The sequence below is a fragment of the Nitrospirae bacterium CG2_30_53_67 genome, from assembly GCA_001873285.1.
GTDB lineage: Bacteria > CG2-30-53-67 > CG2-30-53-67 > CG2-30-53-67 > CG2-30-53-67 > CG2-30-53-67.
This window is the reverse complement of record MNYV01000003.1, coordinates 1-21159: the sequence shown is the minus strand read 5'-3', so window position 1 is coordinate 21159 and position 21159 is coordinate 1. Positions and strand designations below refer to the sequence as shown.

General features: G+C 52.7%; 19 protein-coding genes and 1 pseudogene. 11 read left to right on the top strand and 9 right to left on the bottom strand.

Features of this window, described 5'->3' with window-relative positions; genetic code table 11:
* The first annotated feature begins 294 nt into the window (after positions 1–294).
* From AUK29_00160 to AUK29_00145, 4 genes are read left to right on the top strand one after another with little or no spacing between them, the layout of a single operon-like run.
* On the top strand, positions 295–639 hold the full coding sequence (locus AUK29_00160) for a hypothetical protein (GenBank protein ID OIP66741.1): 345 nt from the start codon (positions 295–297) through the stop codon (positions 637–639).
* Positions 640–669: 30 nt separating this feature from the next.
* Positions 670–933 carry a hypothetical protein gene (locus tag AUK29_00155; protein OIP66740.1) on the top strand — a complete coding sequence of 88 codons (264 nt, stop codon included), beginning with the start codon at positions 670–672 and terminating at the stop codon, positions 931–933.
* Positions 934–968: 35 nt separating this feature from the next.
* Entirely contained in the window at positions 969–1211 is a 243-nt protein-coding gene (locus tag AUK29_00150) for a hypothetical protein (protein ID OIP66745.1), read from the top strand.
* Positions 1212–1264: 53 nt separating this feature from the next.
* Positions 1265–2185, top strand: coding sequence for a hypothetical protein (locus AUK29_00145; protein ID OIP66744.1), 921 nt, complete (start codon positions 1265–1267; stop codon positions 2183–2185).
* 5 nt (positions 2186–2190) lie between these two features.
* On the opposite strand, the gene AUK29_00140 is transcribed toward AUK29_00145, so the two are convergent.
* Positions 2191–2889: a hypothetical protein gene (locus AUK29_00140; GenBank protein ID OIP66739.1), complete on the bottom strand. Its 699-nt coding sequence runs from the start codon at positions 2887–2889 to the stop codon at positions 2191–2193.
* A 262-nt stretch (positions 2890–3151) separates the two neighbouring features.
* Between AUK29_00140 and AUK29_00135 the strand changes: the two genes are divergently transcribed.
* The 5 genes from AUK29_00135 to AUK29_00115 are packed head-to-tail and all read left to right on the top strand — an operon-like array spanning position 3152 to position 7897.
* On the top strand, positions 3152–3694 hold the full coding sequence (locus AUK29_00135; GenBank protein OIP66738.1) for a CDP-diacylglycerol--glycerol-3-phosphate 3-phosphatidyltransferase: 543 nt from the start codon (positions 3152–3154) through the stop codon (positions 3692–3694).
* A complete protein-coding gene (locus AUK29_00130) occupies positions 3691–4275 on the top strand; it encodes an acyl-phosphate glycerol 3-phosphate acyltransferase (GenBank protein ID OIP66737.1) in 585 nt (194 codons plus the stop codon). The genes AUK29_00135 and AUK29_00130 overlap by 4 nt, the downstream gene beginning before the upstream one ends.
* A complete protein-coding gene (locus tag AUK29_00125; protein OIP66736.1) occupies positions 4272–6269 on the top strand; it encodes a hypothetical protein in 1998 nt (665 codons plus the stop codon). The genes AUK29_00130 and AUK29_00125 overlap by 4 nt, the downstream gene beginning before the upstream one ends.
* A 32-nt stretch (positions 6270–6301) precedes the next feature.
* The gene (locus AUK29_00120) at positions 6302–7552 is read left to right on the top strand and encodes a hypothetical protein (GenBank protein ID OIP66735.1); all 1251 of its coding nucleotides are present in this window, start codon (positions 6302–6304) and stop codon (positions 7550–7552) included.
* Positions 7553–7567: 15 nt separating this feature from the next.
* Positions 7568–7897 carry a hypothetical protein gene (locus AUK29_00115; protein OIP66734.1) on the top strand — a complete coding sequence of 110 codons (330 nt, stop codon included), beginning with the start codon at positions 7568–7570 and terminating at the stop codon, positions 7895–7897.
* Between the two features lie 43 nt (positions 7898–7940).
* On the opposite strand, the gene AUK29_00110 is transcribed toward AUK29_00115, so the two are convergent.
* The 6 genes and pseudogenes from AUK29_00110 to AUK29_00085 all read right to left on the bottom strand — a co-directional run bounded on the left by AUK29_00110 (position 7941) and on the right by AUK29_00085 (position 15939).
* Positions 7941–9011, bottom strand: a complete 1071-nt coding sequence (locus AUK29_00110) for a hypothetical protein (protein OIP66743.1) — start codon at positions 9009–9011, stop codon at positions 7941–7943.
* A 700-nt stretch (positions 9012–9711) separates the two neighbouring features.
* Positions 9712–11283, bottom strand: a complete 1572-nt coding sequence (locus AUK29_00105) for a hypothetical protein (GenBank protein OIP66733.1) — start codon at positions 11281–11283, stop codon at positions 9712–9714.
* Positions 11280–11930 (bottom strand): annotated as a pseudogene (locus AUK29_00100) (restriction endonuclease). The gene AUK29_00105 and the pseudogene AUK29_00100 overlap by 4 nt, the downstream one beginning before the upstream one ends.
* A 96-nt stretch (positions 11931–12026) precedes the next feature.
* Entirely contained in the window at positions 12027–13295 is a 1269-nt protein-coding gene (locus AUK29_00095; protein ID OIP66742.1) for an ABC transporter permease, read from the bottom strand.
* Positions 13295–14836 (bottom strand): lysine--tRNA ligase, encoded by a 1542-nt coding sequence (locus AUK29_00090; protein OIP66732.1) that lies wholly within the window; start codon positions 14834–14836, stop codon positions 13295–13297. Before AUK29_00090 ends, AUK29_00095 begins: the two co-directional genes overlap by 1 nt.
* Before the next feature lie 8 nt (positions 14837–14844).
* On the bottom strand, positions 14845–15939 hold the full coding sequence (locus tag AUK29_00085) for a peptide chain release factor 2 (GenBank protein OIP66731.1): 1095 nt from the start codon (positions 15937–15939) through the stop codon (positions 14845–14847).
* Between the two features lie 193 nt (positions 15940–16132).
* On the opposite strand from AUK29_00085, the gene AUK29_00080 reads away from it, so the two are divergent.
* Both AUK29_00080 and AUK29_00075 read left to right on the top strand, forming a co-directional pair.
* Positions 16133–16321 (top strand): hypothetical protein, encoded by a 189-nt coding sequence (locus AUK29_00080; GenBank protein ID OIP66730.1) that lies wholly within the window; start codon positions 16133–16135, stop codon positions 16319–16321.
* Positions 16322–16354: 33 nt separating this feature from the next.
* Positions 16355–17416, top strand: coding sequence for a hypothetical protein (locus AUK29_00075; GenBank protein ID OIP66729.1), 1062 nt, complete (start codon positions 16355–16357; stop codon positions 17414–17416).
* Between the two features lie 135 nt (positions 17417–17551).
* Here AUK29_00075 and AUK29_00070 read toward each other — a convergent pair whose 3' ends face one another.
* A complete protein-coding gene (locus tag AUK29_00070; protein ID OIP66728.1) occupies positions 17552–19480 on the bottom strand; it encodes a hypothetical protein in 1929 nt (642 codons plus the stop codon).
* Positions 19481–19583: 103 nt separating this feature from the next.
* A complete protein-coding gene (locus tag AUK29_00065) occupies positions 19584–20804 on the bottom strand; it encodes a hypothetical protein (protein ID OIP66727.1) in 1221 nt (406 codons plus the stop codon).
* Between the last annotated feature and the right edge of the window lie 355 nt (positions 20805–21159).

Below are 21159 nucleotides of genomic sequence, written 5' to 3'. Positions count from 1 at the left end.
TGCCTATGATGCCATGGAAAGAGGTCTCGATAAAAAAACCGGAATCCACTTCGGCAGCTACTATGATCTGGCCGTGATGGTTGCAAAGGCCGATGGTTTTCTGGCCCTGACCTGACTAAGCGGCCCTATTCGTAAATACGGTGGCATTCGAGTGCCGCAGGGCGGCCTTCTCTCCGTTCCGCTCCTTGCGGTGTACCAGAGGGGTACGCCTCAGTCGCGCGCGGGGATGAGACCGCCCTGCGACCCTCTCGGTACGTCACCATATTTACGAACAGGGCCACCAAGGGGGATAATGTGAAGAAAGTGACCACTGTGATCAGGCGCTCCCCGTTCAATAGTATGGCTGTCTCGGATGCCCTCCGTATGAGCCTGGGGCTGACCCTGACCAATAACAAAGTGACCGTGGTCTTCGTTGAGGATGGGGTTTACCTGTCGGTTTTCCCGGCTCCCGATGTGATCGGATATCCTGATATCAAGCGGCATATGGAGACGCTGAAAGAACTCGGCTGCGAACTGGTTGTTGAAAAGGAGTCCATGGAGACAAGGGGGCTTCCGGATCGGGGGGTTGCGCTGAATGTGAAGAGCCGAAAGGAGATCGGCCGGATCATAGAGGGAAGCGACCGGGTCATCGGGTTTTAGGATGCAAACGATATACGATTTGGGGGGAAGATGAAGGTCCTTCATATTATAAAAAAGACGAATGATACCTACGCCTGGGAGGCGGCCTTGCGGCAGAGGGAGAAAAAGGACGGTCAGGTTCTTGTTCTCCTTCTGCATGACGCGGTGCTTGCGTCCGGCCCCGTGGATGCGGACGGCGTATTTGCATGCAGGGATGACGTGGCGGCAAGGGGAGTGAAGACCAAGGCCCAGCTCGTAGGATACGAAGAGATCGTGAAGATGCTTCTTGAGGCGGATTCCGTGGTCTGCTGGTAGGAAAGAGAAAGGAGTTCAGTGGTATGAAAAACGAGATCAGGATTGATAAAGAGATCAATATCAAGGGCGAGGTCTGCCCGTACACCTTTGTAAAGACCAAGCTGGCCTTGGAGACCATGAAACCCGGTCAGGTTCTGCGGGTGATTGTTGACCACCTGCCCGCTACCGAGAGCGTTCCGAAGAGCCTGAAAGGGGAGGGGAATGAAGTGCTAAACGTCAGCCGGATCAATGATACCGACTGGCAGATCATCGCCAGAAAGGGAGGGGGTGCGGAGTGAAGCCGCAGGTTTTCCCACATGCAGAGGAGAAAAGGGCCTTACGGCGCCATCGGATTTATAACGATATCACGGAACTGATCGGCGATACGCCCATGGTCCGCCTGAATCGCATCATCCCCCCGACGTCCGACAGGACGGCCTGCGCCAAGCTCGAGTTTTTCAACCCCGTGGGCTCGATCAAGGACCGGACCGCTTACGGCATGATCACCGGCGCGATCCGGGACAGGGATCTCGGTCCTGAGACAACCTGTGTGGAGCCTACGTCGGGCAACACCGGCGTGGCCCTCAGTGTTTTTTTAAATCTGATGGGTTTCAAAAAGCCGATCATCACGGCCGGTGAGCAGATCCCGGCAGGCAAGAAGGCGCTTCTGACCCTGACCACAAAGGCCATGGATCTTGCGCCGGACGACGCCTGTCCGAGGTTCCCAGGAGAAGGGGCCATCGCATCAGCCTTCGGCTATAAGAACCGGAAAGATCACTTTGTCCCTTATCAGTACGGCAACCCGCATAATCCGGAGATTCATTACCAGACCACGGGGCCTGAGATCTGGGAGCAGACAGGCGGGAAGATTACGCATTTCGTCTGCGGTGTCGGGACCGGCGGGACCATTACGGGTGTCGGAAGGTTTCTCAAGGAGAAGAATCCCAGGGTCAAGATCATCTCCGTGGAACCGAGCGAGAAGAGCCACGAGTTTTACGGCCTCCGGAACACGGAATATACCATGAAACCCGACGTCTATGACGAATCCCTTGTTGATGAAAAACTGCTCATTGATTCGGACGATGCCTACCGGACCTTGGTGGAACTGATTACCATGGAAGGGATCGTGGCCGGGCCGTCTTCGGGTATGACGGTCTATGGCATGAAGGTTCTTGAGAGACGGGGTGAAAAAGGGCTCTTTGTAGCCATTGTGGCCGATGAATTCTTCCGATATGCAAACGAGATCCTTCCCAAGCTGCAAAAATATCTCTGATTTTCTTAACGGGCCGCCTGAGTCAGGCGTTCTTTATCGAGGATGGTGATATACCGTTCCTTGATTTCGATCATCCCCTCCCTTTGGAACTGCATCAGGGTGCGTGAGACCGTTTCCCGGGCCGTGCCGATGATCGAAGCGATATCCTGATGCGTCAGTTCCATGGGGAAACGGATCACCTTTGAGGAGAAGGGGTCTTTCTTCTCGGCCATGTCCAGAAGGAAGCCGGCCAGCCGGCATGAGGCGTCTTTCAAGGTCAGATCGGTGACCATGGTCGTAAAATGACGGAGGCGCTCACCGACCACCTCGTAAATCTTCTTCATGATCGTTGGGTTCGCGGATAAGGTCTTGAGAAAATCTTCACGGCTCAGGCAGAGGAGGGTGCAGTCCGACAAGGTTTCAGCGGATGCGGGGTATTTCCCTCCATCCAGCAAGGGGAGTTCCGCAAAGAAATCGTCCGGGCCGAAGATGCGGAGAATCTTTTCTTTCCCATCTGAGGAGAGTTTGTAGACCTTCACATTGCCGGAGCGGATCAAGAATAGAGAGCGCCCCGGTTCCCCCTCATGGAAGAGCGCCTGATTCTTTTTAAATTTTTTCTCTTTGAGAAACGGGAGGAGCGAGCGGAGTTCCTCTTCCTTGAGGGGAGCGAGAAACGGGATTTTTTTTAAGAGCCGGAGGTTTTTTTCATTCGATCTTTCAGCCATGGGAAATCCATTCTTTGAAATTCAAAGCCCGTTCTCAGGGCAATTTAACAGAATTTGTTTTGCCTGTAAAGAAATAACAAACCGACTTGATCGGAGGACCGGACAATGACAACCCTATGTAATCCGGACGTGTACCCATCCCCCGATCCGGTCGGAGGACAGGCATTTTTATCGCAGACCCGGGGGCACTTCTCAGTTGACAATAGTGTTTTAGAAATAGTATTATTATCAAACAGTTATACTTATTTCATACGAGGCCCTCTTGAATATTCCGAACATGCTGTCCGTCTTGCGGATTATCTTGATCCCTTTTTTCATTCTCCTCTTACTTCCTGCCGGGCCTGGAACGGTGTGTGTGTGGCCTTTTGTTGTTTTTTCATTGGCCTCGATCACCGATTTTTTTGACGGGTATATTGCACGAAGCACCAATCAAATCACCAAACTGGGCAAGCTGCTGGATCCTATTGCGGACAAGATCCTGACTTCGGCGGCCCTGATCTTTCTGGTGCAGCTTCAAAGGGCGGCGGCGTGGATTGTGATCATCATCATTGCACGGGAGTTCGCCGTCACCGGCATCCGTGCCATGGCCTCTGCAGAGGGGGTCGTCATGCCTGCTGACCGGATGGGCAAGTATAAGATGGGCGCGCTGATTACGGCGATCCTGATGCTCCTGCTTGATAACCGGTTCTGGATATTCAACTGGCATATCCTGGGAACCCTTTCAATCTGGACGGCCATGATCCTGTCCGTGATTTCAGGTTTCCAGTATATCAGACGCTTCGTGAAAGAGATGGATCTTGTATGACGGCCTTGACTCCTCTACTCTCGGCGCTCTTGTCCTATCTGCTCGGTTCGGTTTGTTTCGGGATCTTGATTTCCAGGAGGCTTGGAGTCAACCTGAGGGAGCATGGGAGCGGGAATATCGGATGTACCAATGTCTTCCGGGTGATCGGAAAGCGGGAAGGATGGATGACGTTGGCCGGGGATCTGCTCAAGGGGACGGTTGCGGTCTGGATCGCCAGGGCTATGACCGATCAGGAAAGGTGGCTGGCCTTGTCGGCTTTCTTCGCGATCCTCGGCCACAATTTCCCGGTTTATTTCGGATTTAAAGGGGGCAAAGGTGTGGCCACGACCTTCGGCGTGCTTCTTGGATATATGCCGGGAATCGGATTCCTTCTCCTTCTGATCTGGGCTGCGGCGTTCGCACTGACCCGCATCTCGTCTGTGGGCGCGCTGACCGTGTCGGTCATGCTGCCCGGGCTTGCCTTGTTCATGGGAGGGAGCCCGGTTAAGACCTGGTTCGCGCTTCTGGTGGGGCTGATGATGCTGGTTCGCCATAAAGACAATATCAAACGCCTCATCCGTGGAGAGGAGAGGCCGCGTTGATCTTCATGCTTTTACATCAGGCAAAACGGTTTTCTCTGAGGCGTGGATCGGCTGCCCGCCTTTTATCCTTTGTCCTGTTCGTTTGCGGGATTCTGATCGGTCTTCCGGGAACCGGCGCTCCCAACGAGTGGATCGATGTGGTTCAGGATCAGACGTCCCTCAACGTCCCCATGGAAATCCTTCGGCGCCCGCTGTCCGATCTTGAGGCGAATGATTCCCTTCGCCCTTTCGACAGGCTGGAGAAGGAGTGGTTCCTCAGGAAACGGTATCTCGCCATCGGCGACAAAAAAGTCAGCGCCGGGCTTCTTGAGAAATTGTATGAACAGATGATTGACCTGGGAGCGGTTCGAATGCGCCCTTATTCGGCCTCCCTGCTGCGAGAGGCCGGGACCCTCTCTGAATTGGGGAGGCATGAAGAGGCCGTCTCCCGCTGCAATTTTGCCGAAGCCTTCTCCCCCGGGCTCCCCGAACCCCATAAAATTATGGCGCAGGTCTACTGGAAGCAGAGTAAATTGAACCTGTATCGAATTGCCCTCGAATGGATCATGGCCCTGCGGTCCGTCCCCGAGAGCTTTGATCATGCCGTTTATTTTATCATCAATGTCAGCCTGACCCTCATGATCATCGGTATTGCCTTTTTCGGGGCCTTTTATCTGGTTCAGCTCATCCGATATTATCCGCTTTTAATGCACAACATTTACGAGGCGCTGCCTGGAGAACCTCATCGAGCAGGGACGGCGGCCATGACGGCCCTGATCCTTGCCGCCCCTCTGCTGTTCGGACTGGGAATCTACGGCTTGTGCCTTTTCTGGGCTTTGCTTTTCTGGAGCTACGGCAGAAGCAAAGAGCGGTTCCTGCACCTCCTGTTTATTCTGTTCACGGCGGCGGGTCCCTTTTATATGGGAGGTCTCCAGCGGGGGATGGAGCTTCTGCACAGCGACTGGATCCAGGCCGTCATCCATCACCAGGATGGGGTTTCAGACGATGCCGCCGTCGCCGCTCTCCTCGGTCTGACCGCTCATCATCCCAAGGACGATTCCCTGTTTTTCATGCTCGGAACGGCCTACAAAAAACGGGGGGAATATGCAGAAGCAGAGGCAAGGCTCGAGAAGGCCGTCTCTTTGAACCCCGATATGGCCGTCTATTACAATAATCTGGGAAACGCCTTTTATGCCGGTCGTGACCTTGCAAAAGCCGTCGACATGTACAAGCAGGCGATCGCCCACGATCCTCAAATTGCGTCATCTTATTTTAATCTCAGTGCGGCGCACCGGGATCAGCTGATGCTCCAGGAGAGTGAGGCGGAGTATAATAAGGCCAAGGAGCTGGATCCGGACCGGATCTCTTATTATGTGAATATCCTGGGCCCGAGTTACAACCGTATTCTCATTGATGAGACCTTCACCAAGGAATGGCTCGCCGGACGATTTACGGATCAACTCTTATCCATGGCCGGAATGCATACGAAGGGGTTTTCTTTTCTTGGGGGAAAAGTCTTGTATCTTGTTGCCCCTTTGGTCATGCTCCTTGCTGTTTTTTCGCTTCATTATGTACGGAAACGCTTCGGTATTGCCCGCCGCTGCGTGAAGTGCGGGGCGGTCTACTGCAGGAGATGCCGGACCATCGTTGAGATGGATTTGGTCTGTTCACAATGTATCCATGTGTTTGAAAAACAGTCCGGCGTGGAAGTCAAACAGAGGACGAAGAAGATCATTGAGATCCGAAGATACATGGATAAAAAAATCGAGACGAGAAGGATCCTGGGGCTATTGATACCGGGGGGAGGATACATCTACTCCGGCCGATTTTTGAAGGGCTTTTTCGTGCTCTCTTTTGCCGTGGTTTTTTTCGTCTACGCGTTTTTCCGGGACTTCCTTTGTCAAGACCCGATGACGGTTCGGGCTTTCTCCTTAAGCGCACGGTTCTGGTTCGCGATTCCGGCATTGTTCCTGTACGGGCTTTCGGTCATGCATCTTTACAGGCCGAGGGGATGATCTGATTGCATATCTTTTATTGAGGTTGCTCCATGGCCCTTGAAGGCAAGATCAAGGATTTCGGCATGACGGACATCCTGCAGCTCATCGGGATGCAGAAAAAAACAGGGATCTTGACCCTGACCTCGGATCAAGACACCGTCACCGTGACCTTTGAGAACGGCATGGTCGTGGCCGCCGAATCCTATCATAAGGGCAAAGGCCGGCTCCTGGGGCAGATCCTGGTCAGGGCGGAACTGATCACCGATCAAGACCTTGAAAGGATTCTTGCCGTCCAGAAGGAGACGGGGCAAAAATTAGGACACATCCTCATACAGGAAAAGATGGTGCACCGCAAGGATCTCTCCTCCATCATCCAGCTTCAGGTCAGAGAGACGGTTTTCAAGATCTTCGAGTGGAAAGAAGGGGACTACAGATTTGAGCAGGTTCCCGTGAATTATGACAAGGATAATACGGCCCCGATTCCCTGTGACGGGATCCTCATGGAGAGTATGCGTCTCACGGACGAGTGGCCGCTAGTACGCCGGGTTGTATCTTCCGATGTCCTCGTCTTCAAAAAAGCGGATGAAAAACGGGCAGACAAAGCGCTTGCGGGTGACATTGACAGCGCCATCGACATGATGTTTGATGAGTCACAGCAAAATAAATCCCTTAAGGATAGAGGGAAGGCCCTGCAGAAAGATTTCCCCCTGAGCCATGAGGAAGAGAAAATATACAGCCTCGTGGACGGTGAAAGATCCGTCCGGAAACTGGTCGATATCAGCCTGATCGGAGAGTTTGAAACCAGCAAGGCGCTGTTTAATCTTGTCTCCGCCGGATTGATCCTGCCTGTTGGAGAGGAGCCCCCGGTCTTAGGAGTTGAGGAAATCGACAGGAAGAGGCGGCGGGTCAGAAAAATCTTGAGGAACCTCGCTGCTTATGCCATCATGTTGTCGGCGGTGCTTTTCTTGTTCACGGCTTCCAGGCGGCCGGGCGCCGGGATCTTGTTTGATGTGACAAGGAATATGGCTTATCGGTTTGAACTGATCAGACAGGTCCATGCCTTACAGGAGATGGACCGGATTCTTTCGGCTTCCAAGGTCTACTACCTTGAGACGGAATCCTTCCCCGGCGCTCTGAATGATCTGGTTCAGGAAATCATTCTTGAAAAGAATGAGGTCGTGGACCCGTGGGGGGAGGCATACCGTCTTGAGGTGAAAGGGAGGACGATCACGGTAAGGAGTTCGGGAGAAGACCGGCGGGAAGGCACCGATGATGACCTGCTGGCCGAAACGCGTCTCTGACGGATTGAGGGAGATATGAATTCAAGAGAAATGCTGGAACAGTTGGAAGCCCTGGCTCAGAAAATGTCCATCAAGGTTCGTTATGAAAAGTGCAAAAGCCGGGGCGGCCTCTGCCGGATCAAAGGGGAACCGATGATGATCATCCGGAAGGATCTGACCGTTCCGGATAAGGCCGATCTGCTTTCTCTCCTCCTATGCCGGTTTCCTCTGGAAGACTACTATTTGATTCCGGAGGTCAGAAAGGCCCTTGAACGCGCAGCGTCCAGGATCGCCAAGGATGAACCCGGCCTTTTGGAGGAGTCCTCTGATCTGGAGGAAGAACTCGCGGATATGAACGGATCCTGAATTCCCGAAAGGAAATATCCCGCATATCCCGGCGGATGGACGTTCAGGGTTTCTTCTTTGCCGTCTCTGAAAACAAGCTCTCGTTGTCCGCGAACTTGATGGCCTCTTCGTAGAGGATCTTTCCCTCGTTCACGAGTCTGCCGAGACTCGCGTCGATGATTTCGAAATCTTCCTTGTCGTTCATCATCTGGGTGCGGATCAGATGAGTCTTCTTGTTCCGGATCAGGTTTTTGACCCGAGTCGAATTGATGAGTTTTTCGTACGCCAGGATCCTTCTTTTCCCGTCCGATGTCGCAACAAGACGTTGAGAAAGAATCAGGAGCAGCGATTCGGCGAGTTGTGCGCGGACCTGATTTTGCTGTTCTCCGGGAAAGACGTTGATCAGCCGGTCAATGGTGCTGGTTGCGTTTAATGTGTGGAGCGTCCCCAGGATGAGATGCCCGGTTTCCGCCGCGCTGACGGCGATGGAGATGCTCTCATAGTCTCTGAGTTCTCCGATCATGATCACATCCGGGCTCTGCCGGAAGATATGTTTGAGCCCCATGGAGAAGGATTCCGTATCCGTACCCACCTCCCGCTGATTCACATTACTGTTTTTGTGCTGCAGGAGAAACTCGATCGGATCTTCGATGGTAATGATGTTGCATTTTCTGTGGCTGTTGATGTACTCAATGATCGAGGCGATGGTGGTGGATTTTCCGTGGCCGGCCGGGCCGGTGATCAGGATCATTCCCTGGGACTTGAGGGCGAAATCCTTGATCCATGCGGGGAGCCCCAGCTCCTGGAATGACGGGATGTTATCCATGAGGTTCCTGGCCGTCAGGGAGAGGGAATTCCTCTGCTTGTAGACGTTGACCCTGAAACGCCCCACATCAAAGAGTGAATAGGCAAAGTCAAGCTCGGACTGTTTGTCGAATTTCAGTCTCTGGTTCTCGGTCAGGATGGAAAGAACCAGCTCCTCCACCTGGCCCGGCGTCAGCGACGGGTAATCCAGCCGGATAATTTCATTGTTCAGTTTCAGACTCGGCGGGACCCCCGCAGTGATGAGCAGGTCGGATGCTTTTTTCTTGGCGGTTGCCGTCAGGAGTTCTCTCAGGTCGAGTTTTCTGTTCATTCTCGATGAGCTCTTTGCGGTTTTAACGTAGGTCTTGATGCCGTATCCTTCTCGTTCGAAGAATTCAACGGCTTCCAGGATTTCGGTTTCCGAAGCCAGGACTCCCCGGACCGAGCGGTTCAGGGTGTATTCCAGGTCATTCTGGACCTTGAGGTCCGTGGGGTCGGCCATGGCGACGATAAAGGTGTTTCCTTCCAGGGCGATGGGGAGGACATTGTGGAGTTTCACCTTGTCGAACGGGAGCATCCTCTGGAGCATGGGAGTGATTTCTATCCCGGTCAGACTGATGCTCTGGATTCCGAGCTTGGTGCTCAGGATATGCAGAAGGGTCTCTTCATCGATATAACCCAGCATGACCAGGTTGGTCCCGAGAAATCCCCCCTGCTGATATTGACGTTTCAGGGCCTCTTTTAATTGCTCCTCGGTGATGATCTTGTTCTGGATCAGGAGAGCGCCCAATTTCGTGCCTTTGATGGTCTCCGTTCCGGTCATGATACCTCCATAAATGAGATATTCCAGCATTTATAAAGATTTCCGATTTATTTAATTATATCAAGAAAGGCCGCAGCGGGCAATAAACTTTTTGCAAGAATCATCATGGGAAACTCCTGCGCGGCTTACACCGTGTACAGAGGAATGTGGACATTTCGGTGTTTCAAGGCGATGGAGTGTCCGTTATTCTGGGGGGGTTAACGATGAGCTAAGGGGCGCGGCGGCTTTTTAGCCGCGTCCCTCTTGAGCGATTGGTTAGATACTGCGCTTGTTTTTCAAAGACGAGCAGACCTTGTTGGCTCTCAAACATCGCAGCATCTCTGAGGTATGAACGTGCTTCTCTTTCTAAACCGAGCCTTTCTGCCACTCGTTTCAAATCAATACGATTAAGCACGTCAATAGTAACTGGTCTCTTTGCATCGAAGAACACGAGAGAATGAAGGAACCGCTTTGCGATGTCGGAATTGAGCAGAAGACTTGCGAAAGTTGCCTCTTCCTCGGAACCACAAGGAATGGAGTAACAGGTATCGTCTAAAACCACCGGCTTGTTCTTGTACTTTCCGACGACTACGAATCGGCAATTCTTGTAGAGGCCGGAGATCGCCACCTTCCATGGAGAGAAAGTATAGTCTCCGACGCCGAATACAGAGAACCGCGGTCGCTTCTGATAGATTATGCTCTGACGCCGATCCAGAACCTCCGCGTGACGCAGCAGGTAAGCCCACGTCTTCGGAGCGGCTCTCGCAATAGACTCCGTGTCATCACCGGGCTTGCGTTGAGTAACAAGAACAGAGCGTTTCGGTATAAGCCTGTCATTGGCGAGGTCGGAAGACTTCAACAACGGATAAAGGTAGGTCGGTTCAATCTTGACCTGTTCACCAGAACCGTTGACCAGTGTCTCGCCGGACTTACTGAACTCCATGACGGAAGCCGCATCGTGTTTCACGCCAGAGCGCCATGTATAATAGGCAATACCGTCGAGCTCGCGCAACCGTTGATATTCGTCAACATCCGCGACCAGGTCTCTACCTACGAGACCGAATGTCGTCAGTTTATGATCGAAAGAAAGGTCTGCATATACACCTGCCGTAGACAACAGGTCCGGAACGCCGGTGTGAACAATTAGCAAACAAGCGTCAACCGAAACATCAAAATGCTTAGCAGCGTCTATCAAATGAAGGCTTGCCTTACCGATATTAAACCGATTGAGCCAGCCATGCCTGAGCACTTTCCGCGCGGTTGAAGTCTTACAAAGCATGGCCAGGCTGCCGCGCCGTCCATCAAGGGCTTCGAGGAGTTTGATCAACATCCATTCTGAAATGTCGAAGTCGGCCTTGCCGGTCTTCGCGGCAAAACCGACGTGATTTTGGAAGTTTGTTTTCTTAGGAAGATTGTCGCTTCCCAATGCTCCGAGAGAGGCATTGGTAACCCATGGAGGATTTCCCAGGACGAGAATTTCACCGCGAAACGTCGCGAAGAACTCTTTCCAATTGTAGGCGAAGAAATCCTGCCGGGTCACATGCCAATAAAAGCCGTGTGCATCACGGACTTCTTTACGTAAAGCTGAGATATAGGCGCCATTTATGTCGAAAGCGAATATCTGACGCGCTTTAGAAAAAACATCATGTGCCGCAAGTACAAAACTGCCGCGGCCGCACGTCGGTTCCACGATAACGGACGGTGAAATGCCCGCGTCGCGGAGGAAGGTCGTAACAGCGCTGGCCAAATCGCGGGGCGTCTGAAAATCTCCGAATTCAATTTTTGTTTTTTTGATCGTCATGCTATGCGCTGTACGCCGCTGACTTTGCCGGCCTGTTCAATGACCCGTGCGTACTGAAGCCTCCGCTGTAAAGCGTTTGAGATGGTCAGATAGCCGACTTTCGGTCTGGTTTTGAGGATTTCTTTCGCCAATTCCGCAGCTTGAATCTCGTCCACAGGCAAAAAACGCTCCGTCATGAAAGCGACAAGATCATCAGCGTTGCCGTTATTGTCCGATATTTTAAGGATTCCCGTCGTGGTCTGAAAGTCGCCGGTCTGACTGCTCTCGATAAAAATAACATGTTTGATGTCCAATGTAGCGGTGCGCGTTTTCCGCTCGTCCTTCTTGTCGTATACAAAAACTAAGAGAGAATAACCGAGTCCATATATTTTTTGTCGTGCCGATTTAAAGGGGCAGGAGGATTGTGGCTGCCGAATGCTTGTCACTTTTATGTCTACATCCAGTTTTGGAAAGTCTATTCCTTTCGCCGAGGAACCTCACGCGTACTCGTATTTCTTCTGTAGTGCTTCCTGGAACTTGTATTCCAGATAAGTCCCGACCGCTTTGCCGTCCGTCACACCGAAAAGCGATTTCTCTTTGTGCCCTGATTCCCGGTCGGCAAAGGCTTTTGCTTCGGATTTCAGAAGTTGGACTGTGAGTTTTTGCATATCATTCTCCCGATGTTAACGCTTGCGTCATTGGTTCTTCATCCGTTTGTTTTATCTTCATTTGTCGACATGTTTCACCATTATATTAACCAGGGGTTATTCGTACCGGATGGCCTCGACCGGGTCGAGTTTGGAGGCCTTGTACGAGGGATACATGGTGGAAAAGAGGCTGATCAGGAAGGTGACGAGGACGACCAGAAAGACATCCATGGGGTTGACCTTGGAAGGGAGCTTGTCAATGTAATAGACGGAACTGTCGATGATCTTGAAGTGGAAGAAATTTTCTATGGAACCGACGATCGTTTCCAGGTTCAAGGCCACGAGAAGTCCGAAGATGCACCCGAGGGCGGTGCCCAGAAACCCGATGATCAGCCCCTCCACCATGAAGATCCGCATGATGCTCTTTCTCCGTGCGCCCATGGATTTCAGAATGGCGATCTCTTTGCCCTTCTCCATGACCACCATGGTCAGGGTGCTGATGATGTTCAGGGCGGCCACCAGGATGATCAGCGAAAGGATGATGAACATGGTGATTTTTTCCAGTCTCAGAGCTGAAAAGAGGTTCCGGTTCATCTGCATCCAGTCCTTGGCCCAGTAGTTTGGACCGAGAGACGCCTGAATCCTGTTCCTGACGTCCTTGGCCGCATAGATATTGTCAAGCTTGATCTCAATGCCCGTCACCCGGTCACCCATGTCAAAGAAATTCTGCGCATGAGGGAGAGAGATATAGGCGAGCCCGGTGTCGTACTCATAGAGTCCGGAATCGAAGATCCCCACGACCCGGAACTGGGTCATCTTGGGGACCATGCCGAGGGGGGTGATCCTGCCGAGGGGGGAGACCACATTGACCGGGTCTCCGAGGTAAGCGCCCAGCGACATGGAGAGCTCGCGTCCGATGACGATCCCGTAAACCTCGCTCTTATCGGGTTGATCGGACTTTCGGGAGAGGTCCATGATGTCTCCCTCGACCATATTCCTGGTGATGTCCGTGACCCGGCCTTCCTCTTCGGGGATGATCCCGCGGATCACGACGCCTGAAACGTTATTCTGGGTGGTCAGCATGACTTGGTTCAGGACAAAAGGGGTCGCTGAAACCACATGGGGGGTCCCATGGATCTTTTTCATGATTTCCGAGTATCCGGACATGCCTTCTTTGCCGGCCTGCAGGACCACGACATGGGAGTTGGTCCCGAGGATCTTGGACTTGAGGTCCTCCTCAAAACCGTTCATCACCGCGAGGACGATGATCAACGCCATCACCCCCACGGTCACGCCGATAATGGAGATCAGGGTGATCAGAGAGACGAAGGCATTCTTGCGCTTGGATTTGAGATACCGGAGGCCGATGAGCAGTTCGAACTTCATCATGGCGTCGTTTCCTCCGGCGGGAAATTCGTGCCGGAGGATGATGAAATTCCGGCTTCCGGGCGCATCTGCGGAAAGAGGATCACGTCTCGTATGGATTCGTTGCCGGTCAGGAGCATGACCATCCGGTCAATCCCGATTCCCTCGCCCGCGGCCGGGGGCATCCCGTATTCCAGGGCCCGGAGGAAGTCCTGGTCCATGAACATGGCTTCTTCATCCCCTCCCGCCCGGCTCGCCGCCTGCTTTTCGAATCGTTCCCGCTGGTCTTCGGGATCGTTCAATTCGGAAAAGGCATTGGCGATTTCCTTGCCCCCGATAAAAAGCTCAAACCGTTCCACCAGATCGGGCCGGTCCGGTTTCCGTTTGGAAAGGGGCGATACCTCTGTGGGATAATCGGTCACGAAGGTCGGCTGCATCAGACTGGGCTCCACCAGAATTTCGAAGATTTTATTCACGAGCTTGAACCTCGGCATCCTGCCGGGATTCTGGATGCCGAGTCCGGAAGCGGCCTTCAGGAGCCCTTCTGCATCATTCAAGATTTCTTGGGGGTAACCTTTCTCATGGAGAGCGGATGACAGCGCTTCGTGATAGCTCACTCTCTTATAGGGCGGCGTCAGGTTGATCACCTCCCCCTTGAAGTCAAGGGCCAGCGTGCCCCGTGTTTCCCGGCAGACCTCGCTCAAAAGGGATTCGGTCAGCGGGATCAAATCCGTATAGTCTGCATAAGCCATATAGAATTCAATCATGGTGAATTCCGGGTTGTGCTCCAGGTCCATCCCTTCGTTCCGGAAGTTACGGTTGAGTTCATACACGCGTTCCAAGCCTCCCACCAGGAGTCTCTTGAGATAGAGTTCCGGGGCGATCCGAAGATAGAGGTCCGTGCTGAGGGCGTTGTGGTGTGTCTTAAAAGGGCGGGCCGCGGCCCCGCCGGGGATCGGCTGCATCATGGGAGTTTCCACCTCGAGGAAACCATGGCCGTTCATGAATTCCCGGATGGACGAGATGATCCGGCTCCTCAGGGTGAAGGTCTCTTTGACCTGGGGATTGACCACCAGGTCGAGGTACCGCTGCCGGTACCGGATCTCCTTGTCTTTGAGGCCGTGCCACTTCTCGGGGAGCGGGCGCAAGGATTTGGTCAGGAGTTTGAGATCCCGGACTTCCACCGTAAGCTCGCCGGTCTTGGTGAAGAAAAGGCCGCCTCTGACGCCGATGAAGTCCCCGATATCCATACGGCGGAAGAGTCCGAAGGCCGTCTCTCCCAACGTATTCATGGATATAAAGATCTGGATCTTCCCGCCGGCATCCTGCAAATGGGCAAAGGCGCCTTTGCCGAACCGCCGCATGGAGATAATCCGGCCGGCGATCACCGCTTGGGGTTTTTCGGCTGAGAGTTTTTCTGCGGTGGACGAGCCGTAACGATCCAGGATCTCCCGGGTGGAATGTTCGGGATCAAACCGGTGGGCATAGAGCTCGATCCCCTCCTCCATCATGTCCCGGATCTTTTTCTTCCGCTGCTGGATTAATTCGTTGTCGTCTTGCATCGTCTCCCTTACTTCTTTTTTTTCAGCAGGAAGGCATTGATGAACTCATCGATATCCCCGTTGAGCACCCCTTCCACATTTCCCGTCTCCAATTTGGTCCGAAGGTCTTTGACCAGTTGGTACGGCTGAAGCACATACGACCGGATCTGGCTCCCCCAACCGATCTCCTTTCTTTCTCCCATCATCTCTTCCAGCCGCTCCTGCTCTTTTTTCTTCTCGAGTTCGTATATCCTGGCTTTCATGACCTTCATGGCCGAGGCCTTGTTCTTATACTGGGATCGCTCGTTCTGGCATTGAACCACGATCCCCGTAGGGATGTGGGTGATGCGCACGGCTGAGTCGGTGACATTGACATGCTGGCCTCCGGCGCCGCTCGACCGAAAGGTATCGATCCTGAGGTCTTCCTCACGGATCGGCACTTCGACCTTTTCATCCAATTCCGGGCTGACCAGAACCGAGGCAAAAGAGGTATGCCGCCGTTTTCCGGCATCAAACGGGGAGATACGGACCAGACGGTGTACGCCGTCTTCGGCCTTAAGCAGGCCGTAGGCATAGGCGCCCTCCACAATAAAGGTGACGTTCTTGATCCCGGCCTCTTCGCCGTACATCAGGTCCAGCACGGTCGTTTTGAAGCGTTTGTTTTCAGCCCAGCGCTGGTACATCCGCAGGAGCATCTGCGCCCAGTCCTGGGATTCAGTCCCCCCGGCGCCCGAATGGATGTTGACGATCGCGTTGTTCGGGTCGTTCTCCTCGCCCAGCATGGTCTTGAGTTCCAGGCGGTTGAAATTCTCTCTGAAGCCATCAATCGTCTGGCGGATTTCCGGGTAAAGGGACTCGTCTTTTTCCGTATCGGATAATTCAACGAGGGCTTCCAGGTCTTCATAAGACTGGGCCAGGTTTTCCCATTCGCTGATCTGATTCTGAAGGGCGGTCCGTTCTTTCAGTATTTTCTGCGCGGACTGGGGATCCTGCCATAAATTCGGATCCGTGATCCGTTTTTCGATCTCTTCCAGACGGTTTCTGTTTTCTGTAAGGTCAAAGATGACTCCGAAGGAGGTGATAATTCCTGGTGATTTCCTTGATTTCTTGCCTGAACTCGTCAATCATGCCTTGACTGCTCCTTCCCGCCTCTCTTCGCATCTACCTTATCATAGAGGATTCCCGGTCCCGTTGGAATCTCGTTGATATGGGAATCCATCTATCCCGTAAGAAATCCGCTCATGCCGGGATATGCTTACAACGGAATTCATACCATATTCTGCAGGTCCTTTGCAAGAGGTTATCGCTATATATATTTTGTTTGACAGCCTCAAGACGATTATTTATAATACCACGAAAAAATTGAACATTTTAGAGGGCATGATCATGGAGAAAGAACAGGAGCCTAAGAAATTCAGGATTGAAGAAGATTGGTTTTCTTTTTATGTGGGCATTATCCTGGGCTTGCTGGTCATTGCAGGGATTATAAAACATATCCCTTGGTAAGGGAGCCGCTTCAGAAGCAGGAGATAGATTGCCATGGCGAAAATCCCGCCTGAAAAGTATAAGAATGGGTCAAGCTATCTCAAGGCCTTAATGCCCGGCTTAATTTATTGTATGGGTCTGGGCGTCTTGTCCTGGTATCTCGAGAAAGCGGCCTATGCCCACTGGGGGAAAAACATCCCTTTAAATTATGTCTTTATCGCCATCATTCTCGGCATGCTGACGAAAAACATCTTCAAGATGGGTGATGTTTTTCAGGAGGGAATCAATTTCAGCACAAAGGTCTTTCTCTACATCGGCGTTGTTCTCATAGGAGCCAAACTGAATCTTGTACAAATCTTCAAGGTGGGAAGCGGCGCGCTTGTCATGGTGTCTATCTCCATTACCATGATGGTCCTTGGCGCCGGTTATATTTCCAATAAATATCAAATGGGACACAGATTGGGTCATCTAATCGGCACCGGCATCGGTGTTTGCGGGGTATCCGCTATTATCGCGACAGCGCCGGCCATCAAGGCAACCGATAAAGAGTTGATCATAGCGATCGGAGCTTCGCTCCTGACGGACGTCATGTGTCTTTTCGGCATTCCCCTGCTGGGCCACTACTTTGGCTGGAATGATGTGTTTGTAGGGTACCTTTCCGGCACGACGCCGTCGAATACCGCCCAGTGTATTGCCACAGGTTTTGCCTACAGTGATATGGCCGGAAATGTGGCGACCATAACCAAGTCGGCGAGAAACGCCCTGATGCCTGTTCTTATCCTGGCGCTCGTTTACTACTATACCAAAAAGGGGTTGCCCGTCGGCGAAAAGGTGAGGCTTGGAATCCTGTGGTCCAAATTTCCCAAGTTTGTGCTGGGACTGCTGGTCCTCTCCGCCTTGGCAAGTTTTGGTTTATTCACCCCGGAAATGGTCAAGACGACCACACACCTGTATCAGTGGTTCTTCTCATTCTGTTTCGTTGGGATCGGAGCGGCGGTCGATTTCAAACAATTCCATAAGAGAGACCTTGCCCCTATTGCGGCGGGCTTTGTATTGACTTTTATCCTCTTCGCGTATGCATTCTTGTTCGCGGGTTACGTGCTGGGGGCGAAATAGCCGCGAAAAGATGGGGTCAGACTTAGATAATTTGATATTTAAACTGATCCCCTCACCGAATCGCCTTGGCAATTCTTTCAATTTCCGCTGTTAAAAAGGGAGAGATACTATCTTCATCGGATCAATATCAAATTATCAATGTTTGCCCCTTTCCCCCAGAATATTGTTCAGGATGGCGCCGAGTTCTTGAGTTGTGTAGGGCTTCATCATGACGCCGGAGATGCCGTGGTCTCGATAGTCCGCCATAACGGGGTCATTGGAGTAGCCGCTGGATATAATGATCCTGGCCTCTGGGTCCATCTGAAGAAGAAGCGATGCCGCCTCTTTGCCGCCCATGCCTCCGGGTACGGTCAGGTCCATGATCGCGGCCTGAAACGGCGATCCGGCCTCCCGGGCGGCCTGGTAGACCGCGATGGCCTCGGCGCCGTCATGGACACTCTCTACGGAAAAACCAAGCCGGATGAGCATGGCACAAATCGTCTTTCTTATCATCTCTTCATCATCCATGACCAGGATCCTTCCCCCGGCCGCCGGCAGGACATGTTCCGGCTCCCTGGCCTTGGCAACCGGCGCCGAGGATGCAGGAAGGTAGATCCGGAAGGTGGCGCCCGCTCTTAGTTTGGACTCGGCTGTGATGCAGCCGCCATGTTTTCGGATAATGGAATAGCAAGTGGCCAGGCCCAACCCGCTCCCGGTTTGCTTGGTTGTGAAGTAAGGGTCAAATATCCGGGAGAGATGTTCTTCAGGAATGCCGCAGCCCTGGTCCTGAACGGTTATTCGTATATAATTTCCTTGTTCCAGGGTGACCGGTTTGTCGGCGCCGTCCTGGAGATTCTCAGCTGAGATCCGGATGGTCCCGCCGTTGGGCATGGCCTGGTGGGCGTTGATGACCAGATTGTTGATCACCTGACTGATCTGTCCCTCGTCGGCATCCAACGGCCAAAGATCCGAGGCCAGATCGAATCGGCACCGAACATTGGATCCACTCAATGCGAACGTTGCCGTATCCCGGATCAGATCCGCCGGAAACATACGCTTTTTCACCGGAGCGCCGCCCGTGGAGAAGGTGAGGAGCTGCTGTGTCAGGGCCTTGGCCCTGACGGCCGCCTTTTCCGACTCCGTCAGCGTATCATGAAGGCGCTCCCCTGCCGGGGTCTCCATCTTTGCCAGAGAGATGTTGCCGAGGATCCCGGTCAGTAAATTGTTGAAGTCATGGGCGATCCCGCCGGCCAGCAGGCCGAGGGATTTTAGTTTTTCCGCCTGCAGCAGCTCGTTTTCGAGCCGGGTGCGCTCGTCTATTTCCTGCTGAAGCCTTTGGTTGGTGAAGCTGAGTTCCCGGGTCCGCTCCGCAACTTTTTCTTCAAGCTGTTCCTTGTGTCGTTTTAAGTTTTCTTCGACGCGCTTTCGTTCAAGGATTTCGGACGCCAATTCCCGGTTGATGATCTCCGTCTCCTCCTTGGCCTCAGTCAGGTGGACGATCAGATCTCCCTTCTCAAATTGGAGAGAGATATTGTTGATTGTCGTGGCATGGATCCGTTTCGCGGTGAATGTCATGAGTACGGCAAAGAGAAATGTCATGCCTCCCATGGCGACGTGGATCTCGTCTCCTGCCGCTAAAAAACGGAAAATCAGCGGGATCAGCACCGGGAGGCTGAATGCCAGAAAGGCCGTCATCATCACCGAGTAGAGGCCTGCGGCCCCGGCCACCATACCACCGACCACGAACGCCATGAAGGTCTGGTGGACGATGGAATCCGTCGGGAAAATAATCAGGGAGGCCGAGCCCCAGGCCGCGCCGGACAGGCCGGCGCCCGAGATCAGGAATACGGCCAGACGGCGTGTCGAATCCGGACCTGAAAAAAGAGGAATTTTTCGGTAAAGAAGGGGGAGCCTCAGGAGGGTCACCAGGAGTACGGCCGCGAGCCATGCCATAAGATGGGTCTGGGGCGCCTGGTTTCTCAGAATCCAGACCAGGATCAGCGCGTTGATCGCAGTCCCGATCAGTCCCAGGGGGGCGTGCTGGTCAAGTTGGGCGACTTGTTCCCGGAGGAGGCGGTTATTCATCGTTACATCATCTTTTTAACGACACGGTCAGACATGGGTCATTGAATCCAATCCCAAGATAGAAAAAATGTCTCCAAGGTTGCAGAAAGATTCCCTTTGAATGTTATGCTTTCTTGCGGAAAAATCTTTCGGTCAGGAATCCGGCCCCTTTTTTTTCAATCCGGTTCAAGTATTCGATGGCTTCCTGGACATACGGGTCTTGGGGGTCCCACTTGAAGGCCGTCATAAACTGCTCCCTTGCCTGCCGCGTCATATTACGATTCAGATAGAGATAGCCAAGGGCGAGGTAATACCTTGGGTTGTAATTCTCCAGACGGATGGCCATCTTGAGCATTTTTTCCGCCTCCTTGTTTTGTCCTGGGATGTGGTCCAGGGCAAGTCCAAGATAATAGTAGTAAGCCGGCTTCCTGCTGTCCGTGCCGATCAGGCTTCTGAGCTTGTTGGCCGCAGCGCTGTACTGTTCCGTGGAGATCAGGAATTTGGCCTCTTCCATCTGATTCTCGAAAGTGACGGGGGTTGATGGAGACCCCGCAGATGGAGTCTGAACCTTGGACTCTTCAGGATCTCCGGCATCTGAAGCCGCTGTGACGGCGGCTTCTTCAATCAGAGAGAGTTCAAAAGGTTTGTTCTGTGCCTTGAGGATCTTGAGGGCCAGTAGAGGATAAAGAGTTTTGTAGAAGCGGTACTCCCACATCTTCGACTCTTGATAGATTTCCTGGAGTGTCCGCCGGCCGTCGGCGAGAGAGAATAGAAGGCTTTCGTCCTGAGTCATCCGGATCCTGTCGGCCAGGGCTTCATACCCCGGAGAGATCTCGAGGATCTCCTCCTTCCGAGGAAGGGCCTCATAGAGAACCGAGAGATTGTCCACGCTCCGGATCCCTGTGATCAGGGCATCGAACAGTGAAAGCTTCGGGGTTGTCTCCATGGATCTGTCCGGCGTGAATTCCGAGACATTCATCTTCCAGTCCGGATGTTCAAAAAGGCTGCAGATGATCATGATCGCCTGGTCCCGGAGTCCCTTTTCCACGTCCTTCTTGGAGAGAAATCCTTCATGGATCAATATATCACCGGTTCTTTTTTTAGTCACGATACTGAGTTCCGTGGCCAGCATGTACTGTTCCCGGGTCAGCTTCCCCGCCTTGAACAGGATCTCCGTGAGTTTATCTTTCAGGAGGTTGGATGTGGCGAACAGGATATGGTTCCGGCCGATGCAGATCTCCTTGGTCTGGCGCCGTCCGTTAAAGAGGATCCTGAAGCGGCCGTCCCGCTTGAGAAGAGTCGTCAAGGCTTTGATCAACAGGATTTCTGACGTGATGACCTTCATCTTTTTATGATACTCCTGATGCCCCTGTTTCGGCAACAAGAAGAAGATGGGGTCAGACTTAGATAATTTGATATTGATCCGATGAAGATAGTATCTCTCCCTTTTTAACAGCGGAAATTGAAAGAATTGCCAAGGTGATTCGGTGAGGGGATCAGTTTAAATATCAAATTATCTAAGTCTGACCCCAGGCACTTCCATGAAACTGCAAAACTCATGTACTGAGGCGCTATCTCTGTTACTTCTCTATTTTAACCGCACACGACTTGTATTCCGGGGTCCCTGTGATCGGGTCTTTGTGCTCTGATGTGAGCAGGTTTGAAAGCGCTTCAGGAAAATGAAACGTAAGAAATACATT

Coding starts and splice junctions, on each gene's coding strand:
- AUK29_00155 (OIP66740.1), top strand. CDS start 670: ATGAAGGTCCTTCATATTATAAAAAAGACGAATGATACCTACGCCTGG.
- AUK29_00140 (OIP66739.1), bottom strand. CDS start 2,889: ATGGCTGAAAGATCGAATGAAAAAAACCTCCGGCTCTTAAAAAAAATC.
- AUK29_00130 (OIP66737.1), top strand. CDS start 3,691: ATGACGGCCTTGACTCCTCTACTCTCGGCGCTCTTGTCCTATCTGCTC.
- AUK29_00120 (OIP66735.1), top strand. CDS start 6,302: ATGGCCCTTGAAGGCAAGATCAAGGATTTCGGCATGACGGACATCCTG.
- AUK29_00115 (OIP66734.1), top strand. CDS start 7,568: ATGAATTCAAGAGAAATGCTGGAACAGTTGGAAGCCCTGGCTCAGAAA.
- AUK29_00110 (OIP66743.1), bottom strand. CDS start 9,011: ATGAACAGAAAACTCGACCTGAGAGAACTCCTGACGGCAACCGCCAAG.
- AUK29_00105 (OIP66733.1), bottom strand. CDS start 11,283: ATGACGATCAAAAAAACAAAAATTGAATTCGGAGATTTTCAGACGCCC.
- AUK29_00095 (OIP66742.1), bottom strand. CDS start 13,295: ATGAAGTTCGAACTGCTCATCGGCCTCCGGTATCTCAAATCCAAGCGC.
- AUK29_00090 (OIP66732.1), bottom strand. CDS start 14,836: ATGCAAGACGACAACGAATTAATCCAGCAGCGGAAGAAAAAGATCCGG.
- AUK29_00075 (OIP66729.1), top strand. CDS start 16,355: ATGGCGAAAATCCCGCCTGAAAAGTATAAGAATGGGTCAAGCTATCTC.
- AUK29_00070 (OIP66728.1), bottom strand. CDS start 19,480: ATGAATAACCGCCTCCTCCGGGAACAAGTCGCCCAACTTGACCAGCAC.
- AUK29_00065 (OIP66727.1), bottom strand. CDS start 20,804: ATGAAGGTCATCACGTCAGAAATCCTGTTGATCAAAGCCTTGACGACT.